The organism is Candidatus Ichthyocystis sparus, from assembly GCF_900078745.1.
Taxonomy (GTDB): Bacteria; Pseudomonadota; Gammaproteobacteria; order Burkholderiales; family 2013Ark19i; genus Ichthyocystis; species Ichthyocystis sparus.
Map to the genome: position 1 here is coordinate 99,469 of NZ_FKII01000044.1, position 12,073 is coordinate 111,541.

The following is a 12,073-nucleotide window of genomic DNA, read 5'->3' on the forward strand; positions in this document are numbered from 1 at the left end:
TAAGTGTAAAACAATAGCCTATTTTACACTAAATATGCCTAAAAAATTAGTGTAAAACAACATCTTCCTTTAAGATTATACGAAAAAAAATGGAACTAAAATAAAAACATCTTGCAAACACTAGCCAACCCTAAACAAATAAAATTTGTAGTAAAATTTAGGCTCTGAACAAGCATACAAAGCATTTGATCGAATCCAGGAAGGAATAGTTGTGGAAAAAGACCTGATAATTACTGAAAAGCACGAACGCTTCACGATACTACAATTAAACCGTCCAAAAGTGCGTAACGCTATAGATAATAGCCTTTTACAAGAACTATCATCCCACCTTTTGGAAATAGAAAATGACAATAATCTCCACTGTGCCATCATATCTGGTCACGATGGTTTCTTCGCTAGTGGAGCTGATATATCCATGATGAAACCATTATCCCATACCCAAGCTTTTTTATCTAACTTTGTTAGCAATTTTGACCCTATTGCCAAATTCAGAAAACCTCTTATTGCAGCTATTTCAGGATATGCTCTTGGAGCCGGTTGTGAACTTGCTCTTATGTGCGACATTATACTTGCTTCTGAAAACGCCAGATTCGGTCAACCAGAGATTAATCTAGGAATCATACCCGGGGCTGGGGGATCTCAGCGCTTAGCAAGGAGCATAGGGAAGGCAAAAACAATGGACATGTGTCTAAGCGCTCGTATCTTAACGGCAGAGGAAGCGGAAAGGTCGGGCTTAGTAAGTAGGGTTGTCTCTAATGAAGAACTAATTCCAGAAGCCATCAAAATTGCCACTAAACTAGGATCGCTGTCATTGACAACATTAATGAAAGTTAAGTCATCTGTCATAAATGCATATGAAACTTCTTTGTCTTCTGGTACTCATTTAGAAAGGCAGCTCTTTTATTCTTGTTTCTCTACCAAAGACCAGGAAGAAGGGATGACCGCGTTCCTGGAAAAAAGAATTCCTAATTTCCACAACGAGTGAAGAATTATTGACAACCGTGATTATTGCATTGCAAGATACATCATTGCTTTTTAAAGGACTGGGGCTATGGCTACAAAAAACGTTTGGTCTGAATATCAGGAGTCATGCAAAAAAATAGTTCAAAACAATTCCGAATTTTTAAAACAATCTGGCGATCGTATAAAGAATGCAGTCTCTAGTAGTAACAATCTAGTGTCAAATATAGTATCTGAGATGGGTTCAGCTATAAATTCAGAGGGATGCTGTTCTACCATGTCCCAGCAAACACAGGCAGCGTATCCCGTTGTGCAAAATATGGTCGCTGTGGCGCAGGAAGGTATTGATACGGCTTTGAGCATAGCTGAGAGCGCAACTCTTGCGGCTGAAAAGAATGTGCTTGAAGTAGGAAAAGTCACCAACAGCGCACTTGATGAGCAGTCACAGCAAATGGTTCCCCCCAGTGGTGATGTTTGTCGTGCTTCTGCAAAACACGCCCTATCATCGTGGGTAGAAATGTCTAACTGGATCTTGCAGGCCTCACGAAACGGGATTAGTGCGTTTAGATCAGTAATGGCAGCTCAGGTCCCAGCAAACGTTCCTGCTACTGTCAATGCTGGCAGGGCCAACAAGAAATAAGAGTCGAGTCAGCCGAGGCGCAATTTACGACTCGGCTGCTAGATATTCCCACTGAGGCTAGATTAATCCCTACTGAGATTGGTCTTTTTACTGAAAAATTTAATGACGTTCCTTTCTTCCCCATGGTGTTGAGGTGGTGTAATCGCCCCCCAGGCGTGTCCAAATATTAATTCCCACGTAAGTGGCAGCCCTTTACCGTGGCGCAGTGATTCGTATTTACTAACCACAGTTTCCCACTCTTTCTTTGAAATCAAACCATGTCTTTTGTCATCAAGTCTCACATAAAAAACCCCCGCTTTTTTTAGATCATGGCATAGGGAATTGAAGCTACTATATGCTGTCTGCTTTATATCAACATCAACTACTACGTCTTGGAAACCTTCCTGAATCAACTCATCTGCAACATCATGCATATCTGGAAAGTACTCAGTGTGCGAATATGAATCTACAAAAGAAAAAGCCCACCTTATCTCCAGGAAAGTACTAGGCCCCAAGCAAGAAAACAAAAATAATCCACCTGGCTTAAGTACCCTACGCCATTCACGAAAAGCTGCTCGTCTGTCAGCGATGCAAGGTAAAATTAGATTGGCAATCATAACGTCTACAGATGAAGAGGCTAATGGCAGCTCCCTAACATCAGCAACCAAGAAGCATACTTTTTGTCTCCTAAACCAAGAAGTAAAAATCGAAGCAGAGTATTTTTTATGGGCATATTGCAAGAATTCCTCAACCAAATCCACAAATATCCAGTAACTATCGGGACCAAAAGCAGAAGAAAACACTGGGAAGACAATGGTCCCTGGACCGGAAGCCAAATCTAGCACCACGGGATTGGATGGCTTTTTGATTCCACTAAGACGATCACATAAAGATTGCGCTACTATGCGATGTAGATCAAACTCATCATATTCCACTTTGCCCACGCGCCTAAAACAACGCTGAACTACCTTTGTGGAATAACTCATTTCTCAATCAACAGACCTTCTTAAGAAAGAGGGAATATCTAGCACCTCCACACCACCACGACCAGACTTATCATGCAAAGATCCTGACATTGTTGTCCTGGATCGTCTACGAATCACGGCTGGGGTATCAAAGGTGTCATAATCAATTTGGCCGGTAGATGAAAGTGGTAGGGACTGTTTCCTCTCAAAATGACTGTTCTCAACGACAACAGGAACTTCTGATAATCCGGTAGCAACCACTGTCACACGCAGATTCTCCCCTATATCGTTATCATAAACTGCACCATATATGATTGTCGCATCATCAGCCGCATAGGAGCGTATAATATTCATAACTTCTTTCGGCTCTCTCAGCTTCAGTGACAACTCAGAAGCGGTAATATTCACAAGCAATCCACGAGCACCAGACAGATTGATACCCTCTAATAGAGGGCAAGCGATGGCCTTATCCGCTGCCACCCTAGCTCTATCTGGTCCAGAAGCAATTGACGAGCCCATCATAGCGCGCCCGTTTTCGCTCATTACAGTACAAACATCCTGAAAATCTACATTGATCATTCCTGGAGAATTAATAATCTCAGCAATACCTGCAACAGCGTTACACAATATAGAGTCAGCTGCCCTAAACGCCTCCTTCTGCGTGATATCTTCGCCCAACACCTCCTGAAGTCGCTCATTCAAAACAACAATCATAGAGTCAACACACGAAGATAGCTCATCGATACCTTCGGAAGCTACACGCATGCGCTTTATACCCTCAAAATCAAATGGCTTGGTTACAACCCCAACAGTAAGTATTCCCATTTCCTTAGCAACTTCAGCAATTACAGGAGCAGCACCCGTACCAGTCCCACCACCCATGCCAGCCGTAACAAAAACCATATTCGCCCCGCGAATGGCATCGGCTATCCTCTCCCGATCACTTAAGGCAGCATCTCTTCCCACGGTAGGATTGGCACCTGCACCTAATCCTGTTTCACCCAATTGGATCAAAATACGAGCCCCTGTACGAGACAAAACTTGAGCATCAGTATTAGCACAAATAAAATCTACGCCTTGTATCCCTTGCTGAATCATATGGCTTACCGCATTACCACCCGCGCCACCAACACCAATCACACGAATAATGGTATTATCCCTTTTCTCTTCCAAGTAAACCATTTCTTCCTCCGGGACAAATATCCCTAAAAATTTTCCTTAAACCAACTATGTATGCCTGAAAAAAAATCAAAAATAGACGCCTTCTTTGGTAAGTTTTGTTCTCCATAACTTTGATCACGTGCTTCCATCAATAACCCGTAAAGAGTAGACAATGAAGGAGTACATATATTCTCAGATAATGGCCCGCTATACCTTGGACGTCCAGTCCTGACAGGAACCCTAAAAATTCTTTCTGCCAAAACTTCAATACCTGACATTTCAGCTGTCCCACCTGTAATCACAATACCAGACGACAAAACATCGTCAAATCCATGATATACCAATTCATCTCGAATAAGCTCGAATAACTCTTCTAGTCGAGGCTGTATTACATCTGCAAGAACAGCTGCAGAAAAACACTTATCAGCCCTATCTCCAATACCAGGCACAGAAATTTGTTCTTCATCCGAAACCAACTCACGTACAGCACATCCATATTGACACTTTATTAATTCAGCATCTTTCATCGGCGTATGCAAGGCTATAGCGATATCACTAGTGACCTGGCTACCAGCAATAGGAATAACTGAAGTATACTTCACAGCACCGCCAACAAAGACCATCAGATCGGTTGTACCATCACCAATATCTATTACACAAACTCCAAGATCCTTCTCATCAGGAGTTAATATTGATTGGCTTGATGCCAGTGGTTGAACAACCAGATCTTCTATATCCAAGTTGCAACGACGAACACATTTTATAATATTCTGGGCAGCTGAAATAGCACCGGAAATAATGTGAACATTAACTTCAAGACGCACACCACTCATGCCAAGAGGATCTTTTACGCCACTTTGACCATCAACTGTAAACTCCTGGGTGAGAATATGTAAAACATCCTGATCAGCAGGTATGAGAACGGCCCTAGCAGTCTCAATAACTCTTTCAATATCACCTAGTTTAACTTCCCGATCTTTAATAGCAACCATTCCGTGGGAGTTCATGCCACGAATATGGCTACCAGTAATTCCGGCACATAAAAAAGATACTTGGACGTTAGCCATGTTCTTAGCATCCTTAATTACTTGCTGGATGGTATGAACTGTTGATTCTATATTTACAACGACTCCTTTTTTCAAACCTCTAGAAGGACGCTGACTGAATCCAATAATGCTAGGGGAAGAATCAACGGATGATATCTCAGCTATGGCACATGCTACCTTAGACGTACCTATGTCAAGGCCAACAACAATATTGTTCCCTTCACGATTACGACTCATCCGTAGCCCCTTTTTAACAATATTCTCCCTGTTCTTTCAGACCCCTTATTAAAATGCACAGCAAACCCATTTGGGTAGCGCAGATCAACGGACTTAATTTTGTTTTTGTCAACCTTAATAACTTTATAGCTCTCAACAAAACGCTTCACCCTAACAATCGCTGGATCCTGTTTAAAATCTGACCCAACATGTAAAACAGTACCATTCTTAAGGAAAACATCCCAAGAATATGTGGGAGATAAATAAATCTTGCTTATATATAAATCTACAGGCTCTAGAATTTCTTCTAACTGGTTATATGCTTTAAGCATTTCTTGATGAGTACCTTCAGGTCCTACAAGAACTGGCAAATCACCCTCAACAGTACCAGAAAACAAAACACCATCTCTGCTTAGCAAGTAATCTTTTCCCCATCTAGCATCGGGTATATATTCGGAAAGAACTATAAAAATCTTCCATGGCCACATACGTTTAACGGTAACATGTGAAACCCATGGTATTAATTCAAATGAACATCGCAAATGATCCAAATTTACAGCAAAAAAATTGCCGTAAACTGAATTGGCTGCTATCTCTTTAAGTTGCTGCAAATCAATATGGTGCCAATATCCTTGAATAAATACCTGACTAATAGAAAAAGATGGCTGATGCTTTACCCATGACCATGCTGCGGTCAAATATGTAAGCAAGCTCAAAATAATCAATATGGCAGAAATTTGATTTAGCCAAGAAGGCCTATCCCACACGACAATTCTCCAACAGAGTAACTAAAAACTCCTCAAATGAAATATTTGCAGCACGCAATAACATGGGATACAAAGAATGCTTGGTCAATCCTGGCACAATATTCATCTCCAAAACGTAAACCTTTCCTTTATTAACGATAGCATCTACGCGACCCCAAAAGTGGCAACCTAATGCTCTCGCTGCGGTAATTGTAATAGACTTACATTCCTTGTCTATACAATCAGCAAGCCCGGAAGGACAATGGTACTTAGTACCTGTACCGAAATACTTTTCATGGAAATCGTAAACTATTCCTGGATATTCAATACGTATCACTGGTAATGCATCACCGTCATAAATACCACAGGTAATCTCATCCCCAGTAATAAACTCCTCTAATACTAGTAAGGAATCAAATCGCTTAGAATTTTCATATGCATTTCTCAAATCTGATTCATCATCAATAATAAACACCCCCTTGGTAGAACCACCTCGCATAGGCTTTAGAACAAGTCTGGTGCACATATCGTGGAAAAAATCTTTGCACTCCTCATAGGTTGAAACTACTCTACCTTTAGGAACAAGCAAGCCACAGCTTTTCCAAACCAATTTGCTAATCCACTTATTAAATCCTTGAGTAGCAGCTAGAGCACCCGATCCAGAGTACGGAATCCCCATTAAATCTAGCAATCCTTGTATGCGACCATCCTCACCATTTTTTCCATGAGCTAAAATCAAGGATCTAGAAAAACCTTTTTTCTTTATATTAAAAACTTCATCCGTTCCTATATCTATCACATCAAACGACATATTTAATGAGCGCATAGCAGACGTTACAGAATCAAGGCTCATCAGTGAAATTTCTTTTTCATGTGAGTCCCCTCCAACTAAAACAGCAATATATCCCAACTGTTTAGAACGAAATAATAAATCATGATTTTTTGTCATTTCTCAGTCCAGATAAAATAAAAGGAAACAATTCGCTTATAGATCCCGCTCCCATAATCATAACTACATCTTTGTCTCTAATAACTTCCTTAAGCACAACACAAACATCATTAATATCTTCTACAAAGTAAGGATTAAGCTGCGAATTTCTTGTAGCTATGGACTTAACTAACTTTTTAGATAAACATTCGGTATCTATACTCTTTTCACCAGCTGCATATACAGGTAACAAAATAAGCTCATCAAAATGAGATAAGGTGTCTACAAATTGATTAAATAAATCTCTTGTACGAGTAAATCTATGAGGCTGAAAGATTAAAACAATCCTTCTATTTTTGAATACTTGGCGTACAGCATTTGTGGTAACAACAATCTCTGAAGGGTGATGTCCATAATCATCTACTAGGCTACAAGAACATCCGTATAGGCAAACATCATCACAACGCTGAAATCTACGTGAAACTCCAGAAAAATTAACTAACGCATCACTAATATAGTCTTCATAAACACCAAGCTGTCGGCAAACACCAATCGATGCCAGGCAATTAAGAATATTGTGTTCACCAATCAAAGATGTTTTAATGGCAAGTGGAGAAAATCCATCTTGCTCCACTACAAACGATGAACTCGAAAAATCTACGCTACAATCGATAGCTCTTATGTCGCTATCAGCAGAAAATCCATATTTAAAAAATGGTCTTGTAATGTGTTTTAGCATACTCCGTATATTGGGATCCTCGTTGCACAAAAAGGAAAATCCATAAAATGGAATGTTCTCTATGAACTCTAGAAAAGCCTGCTTAAGATTATTGAGGTCGTAATCGTAGGTTTGCATATGGTCTAGATCAATATTTGTAACCACATTAATAACTGGGCTAAACAGCAGAAAAGTTTTATCAGATTCATCAGCCTCTACTACTATATATTCCCCTCTTCCTAAAGAGGAGCCATGTTCAAATCCTAATAAGCAACCTCCAATAACATAAGTAGGATCTTTGCCGGAGTGATCCAAAATTGAAGCAATCAAACTGGTAGTAGTTGTTTTTCCATGCGATCCTCCAACAGCAATTCCTCTTTTAAGACGCATCAAATCAGCTAACATTTTGGCTCGAGGAATAACGGGAATAGATTTCCTATGTCCCTCAACAAGCTCAACATTGTCGTCTCCAATAGCAGACGACTGAACTATAACTTGAGCTCTCGATATGTTACTGGCGCTGTGTCCTATAAAAATATCCGCGCCTAGTTGTGAAAGACGTTCAGTAGTAGCAGAAGAAATAATATCGGAACCAGAAACTTTGTACCCTGACTGAATCAAAACCTCTGCTATTCCACTCATACCTGAACCGCCAATACCAACAAAATGAATATGATCAATTTTTCTCTTCATTCACCCCACCAAATACCTAAATTGTACAGAACCATTAAAATTTCAGCTAAACATAAAAAAATAAGCAGATTATTTAAATAACATAGCCATTTTGATATTTTTTCTTTTTTTACAAAATTATGTAGAAACAAACATCTATGTATTTTTCCAATCTCATCAGTATATCCCCCAGTGGATTGCAAGAATAATGCCACAAGATTACGTACTTTATCTTTGATAAAAAGAAAAAAGTTAGCATTTTTTTTTATTATTTTGGTCTTATGTGCCTATAAAAAACGACCTACTACCCTCAAATTAACAGGTCAGTAACATAAAAAGAGCTGCTATATAAAAAAAACCGCAACAATGCTACTTAGCGCCCCAATATACCTGGTTTACTTAGAACGAAGTAGATCTAGGTAACACTTGCTAATAATATCTTGCGTGGCTTGAGTTTTTGACAAGCAATACGCTCTTTCTGCCATCTCCAAACATTTGTCTCTAGTCAAAGATGACAGAAAGTTGAATAAAAACTCGGCGGTAAAAAGATCTTGCCGCACTGCATATGCAGATCCACAAGACACACAAAACTGTGCATTCATCATCTGGTGATCATCAACAGCATATGGGTAAGGAATAAAAAGCGCTGGCAATCCTATAATTGTAAGTTCTGTTACCGTCATAGCACCAGCCCTACATATAACAAAATCAACATCCCTATAGACATCTATGATATTACTCATAAACTCAAATACTGTTACGGTGGCATAATCACCATATGCATCCTGAACCATCTGTCGCCTGTGGTGCCCAGTTTGATGGTATATAACCGGCCTTTCATCGAGTGAAATAAGATTAACTGCTTCTGGCAATACATCATTGAATACAACCGCACCTTTAGATCCACCTAAAACTAATATACGAAGAGGTCCTTCTCGATCCCTAAATCGTACGGATGGAGGCTGCTCATCTAAAAATTCAGGTCTAACAGGGTTACCAACATGATAACCTTTAGATAGCACTTCCGGGAAAGCGCAAAAACGAAGTCGCGCAAAGGGAGAAAAGAACCTGTTAGTCAGCCCAGAAACTGCATTCTGTTCATGAATAGCTATGGGTATGCGCAATAACAATGCAGCTAAATACCCTGGGAAACACACATAACCGCCCGTACCAAAAACCAAATCTGGACGAATTCTCCAAAAAAAAACTAAAGTTCTAAGCAGGGCAAAAAATAAAGTAAATGGCGATTTTATCCAGGTCAAAAACCCACTGCGGCGAACAGCATGAAAATTAACTGACAAAAATGGAATATGCTTTTCTAATACAATCGAGTGCTCCATTCCAGAATCGTTACCTAACCAAAATACTTGTTCTCCTTTTTGCAAAAAGGATGTGGCCAATGCCAGGCCGGGGAATATATGACCGCCAGTACCTCCAGCCATAACGCAAATGCAACTCACAACACTATCCCCCTCATAACACAACGATTCTCCCAGTCAATACGAAATAGTATTCCTAGGGCAATACCATTGCTCAGTATGGCTGATCCACCATAGCTCATCATAGGCAAAGTTAGTCCCTTAGTGGGCAAGAGTCCCATATTAACTCCCAGACTAACAACACTTTGAAAGCCCAACCATACCCCTATTCCCTGTGACATCAAACCAGAAAATGGCTGGCCTAAGGCTATAGCCTGCCAACCGATGTCCAATGCCCTATAGGTAAGAAAAGCGATAAGCGAAACCAAGACCAAAACCCCGGTAAAACCCAGTTCCTCTGCAATTACTGCCACTAAAAAATCACTATATGCTTCAGGTAAATAAAATAGCTTCTCAACAGAACCACCCAACCCAGTTCCAAACAAACCTCCCCTACCAAAAGCAATTAGTGCATGTACCAACTGATATCCCTTGCCAAGCTCATCAGCCCAGGGATCAATAAAGTTGAACAATCGCTGACGGCGATACTGGGAAAAAAAGATTATGCATGTAAATGAGATAGCTAGAACAACCAGCAAAACTACAAAAATTCGAGGATTTATTCCGCCTAAAAATAAAATGGCCATCGCCGTAGCTACAATAACAACAAAGGCACCAAAATCAGGCTCCTTCAAGAGCAAAGTACCAACAACTACCATAACGATAACCATTGGCAAAAAACCTGCCTTAAAGCTGTACATCATGGCAGCGCGGCGCACTGTGTAATCAGCCGCATAGAATATTGCTAACAATTTCATTATCTCTGAAGGCTGAAATGACAAAAACTTAATATGTATCCAGCGTCTAGCACCATTTACGGAATACCCTACATGGGGGAACAATACAACCACCATAAGGATGAGTCCAAAGAAAAAGAGCATCGGGGCTGATTTTTGCCACCACCGGGATGGAACATGAAAAGACAAAAAACCTGCTAAGGTAGCGGTACCCAAGTATAGTAGATGACGTACTCCATAGTAGTTCGGGTTAGCACCGTTGGTATCGGCATCGGCCACAAAAACGCTAGCGGAGTAAACCATAATCCAACCCCACAATGCCAACGAGCAAACTACCAGTAAAAGAGTTCTATCGATTGGTACTGAAGGAAAAACTCTATTTTTCTGCTGGTGTGCCACAACTACCCCGCATCTAGGAAGAAAGAAGAGATCCTAATAAGACATGAACGCATTGACAAAAAAACGCCCCCCTATCCTCGTAGCTCGAAAACTGGTCAAAACTGGCGCATGCTGGAGCAAACAAAATAGTATCGCCTGGAAGAGAATACTTCCATGCTGAGTCTACTGCCTCTCTAATCCCATTAACACGTACAATGGGCACCACACCACATAAAGCGTTTATGATACATAAAGCATCTTGACCAAATACGAAAACAATCCTGGCACGACAAGCAACAGCATCGCGTAGAGAAGAAAAATCTTGACCTTTAGCAACACCCCCAAGCAAGAGGATGACACGCCCATTAAAATTCTGCAATGACGCAAGTGTAGCACCTACGTTAGTTGCTTTTGAATCATTATAAAAATTAACATCTTGACAAACAGACACATGATTAAATCTATGCGGCAATGGAACAAAGGTAGACCAAGCAGGAACTGAACTGAAAATTTCATCACAAAATAATGCATACCCAATAGATAATGATGCCAACAGGTTGGAATAATTTACAGAACCAGTAAGAGAAAATAACGACAAATCTCCAACTTCCCTTCCGTGGCAGAAAACACGATTGCTTCTTACAGTAAAATCGCTAGTAATATCAGATATGGAGTAACTAATAGTTGGCCTATCATACGGTACTAATTTTGCTACATTGCTATCGTCACTATTAACAACAAGTTTTGACGAATGATTGTAAATTCTACTCTTAGCATTTACGTATGATAAAAAATCACCGTGGTAATCTATATGGTCTGGCACTATGTTGAGTATTAGACTAACATCACTATGTAGGCTAAATGTATTTTCCAACTGAAAGCTTGACAGCTCTATCACCAAAATGTTTGGCCAGTCAGATAATTTTTCCAGTGCTAAATAAAAATCCAAAACAGTTTTACCGATGTTTCCTACAGCAACGCAGCTGTAGTTCAAAAACTCGAGCAAATGGGACACCAAAGATACGGTAGTTGACTTTCCATTAGATCCCGTAATTGCAACAATTTTAGAAAAATTTTGAGGATTAATTTGTGCAAAAAGTTCTATATCCCCCACAACCGGAATACCACTTTCAATAATGGCTCTTATTTCATTGCTATTACGGCTTACACCAGGCGATAGACATACAAGATCAACACTATCAATATCAATGGATATGGAACCACACTGCACCGCCACTTCAGGAAATTTACATCTGCATTCATGATAACAAGGAGGCTCAGAACGACTATCCATAATTATAATAGACTTAAGGTATGGATATAAGAATCTGACCATGGATAAGCCAGAAGCACCTAAACCAACGATCACCACACGCTGGTTAACCAAACTAGACAAAAAACTACTTTGAAAAAAAAGCTCCTTCTGAAACTCACTTGACATACACTATC

11 protein-coding genes are annotated in these 12,073 nt (G+C 40.1%); 2 read left to right on the plus strand and 9 right to left on the minus strand.

Annotation, left to right across the window (positions count from 1 at the left end; all coding sequences use genetic code 11):
• Nucleotides 1–211: 211 nt before the first annotated feature.
• Together A6733_RS01860 and A6733_RS01865 are read left to right on the plus strand one after the other, a co-directional pair.
• Complete coding sequence (locus tag A6733_RS01860) at nucleotides 212–985, plus strand: enoyl-CoA hydratase-related protein (protein ID WP_092401556.1); 774 nt, start codon at nucleotides 212–214, stop codon at nucleotides 983–985.
• A gap of 66 nt (nucleotides 986–1,051) precedes the next feature.
• Nucleotides 1,052–1,600, plus strand: a complete 549-nt coding sequence (locus A6733_RS01865; RefSeq protein WP_092401559.1) for a hypothetical protein — start codon at nucleotides 1,052–1,054, stop codon at nucleotides 1,598–1,600.
• Nucleotides 1,601–1,662: 62 nt separating this feature from the next.
• On the opposite strand, the gene A6733_RS01870 is transcribed toward A6733_RS01865, so the two are convergent.
• The 9 genes from A6733_RS01870 to murD all read right to left on the minus strand — a co-directional run bounded on the left by A6733_RS01870 (nucleotide 1,663) and on the right by murD (nucleotide 12,065).
• Nucleotides 1,663–2,565: a methyltransferase domain-containing protein gene (locus A6733_RS01870; RefSeq protein WP_092411223.1), complete on the minus strand. Its 903-nt coding sequence runs from the start codon at nucleotides 2,563–2,565 to the stop codon at nucleotides 1,663–1,665.
• 3 nt (nucleotides 2,566–2,568) lie between these two features.
• A complete protein-coding gene (ftsZ, locus tag A6733_RS01875) occupies nucleotides 2,569–3,726 on the minus strand; it encodes a cell division protein FtsZ (RefSeq protein ID WP_092401565.1) in 1,158 nt (385 codons plus the stop codon).
• A 23-nt stretch (nucleotides 3,727–3,749) separates the two neighbouring features.
• On the minus strand, nucleotides 3,750–4,988 hold the full coding sequence (gene ftsA, locus A6733_RS01880; protein ID WP_092401568.1) for a cell division protein FtsA: 1,239 nt from the start codon (nucleotides 4,986–4,988) through the stop codon (nucleotides 3,750–3,752).
• Nucleotides 4,985–5,734, minus strand: a complete 750-nt coding sequence (locus tag A6733_RS01885; protein ID WP_092401571.1) for a cell division protein FtsQ/DivIB — start codon at nucleotides 5,732–5,734, stop codon at nucleotides 4,985–4,987. Before A6733_RS01885 ends, ftsA begins: the two co-directional genes overlap by 4 nt.
• Complete coding sequence (locus A6733_RS01890; RefSeq protein ID WP_092411222.1) at nucleotides 5,724–6,662, minus strand: D-alanine--D-alanine ligase; 939 nt, start codon at nucleotides 6,660–6,662, stop codon at nucleotides 5,724–5,726. Before A6733_RS01890 ends, A6733_RS01885 begins: the two co-directional genes overlap by 11 nt.
• A complete protein-coding gene (gene murC / locus A6733_RS01895; RefSeq protein ID WP_092401844.1) occupies nucleotides 6,646–8,052 on the minus strand; it encodes a UDP-N-acetylmuramate--L-alanine ligase in 1,407 nt (468 codons plus the stop codon). Before murC ends, A6733_RS01890 begins: the two co-directional genes overlap by 17 nt.
• 374 nt (nucleotides 8,053–8,426) lie before the next feature.
• Complete coding sequence (gene murG, locus A6733_RS01905) at nucleotides 8,427–9,491, minus strand: undecaprenyldiphospho-muramoylpentapeptide beta-N-acetylglucosaminyltransferase (protein WP_092401838.1); 1,065 nt, start codon at nucleotides 9,489–9,491, stop codon at nucleotides 8,427–8,429.
• Nucleotides 9,488–10,645, minus strand: a complete 1,158-nt coding sequence (gene ftsW / locus A6733_RS01910) for a putative lipid II flippase FtsW (protein WP_092401835.1) — start codon at nucleotides 10,643–10,645, stop codon at nucleotides 9,488–9,490. Before ftsW ends, murG begins: the two co-directional genes overlap by 4 nt.
• A gap of 13 nt (nucleotides 10,646–10,658) precedes the next feature.
• On the minus strand, nucleotides 10,659–12,065 hold the full coding sequence (gene murD, locus A6733_RS01915) for a UDP-N-acetylmuramoyl-L-alanine--D-glutamate ligase (RefSeq protein ID WP_092401832.1): 1,407 nt from the start codon (nucleotides 12,063–12,065) through the stop codon (nucleotides 10,659–10,661).
• Nucleotides 12,066–12,073 lie beyond the last annotated feature (8 nt).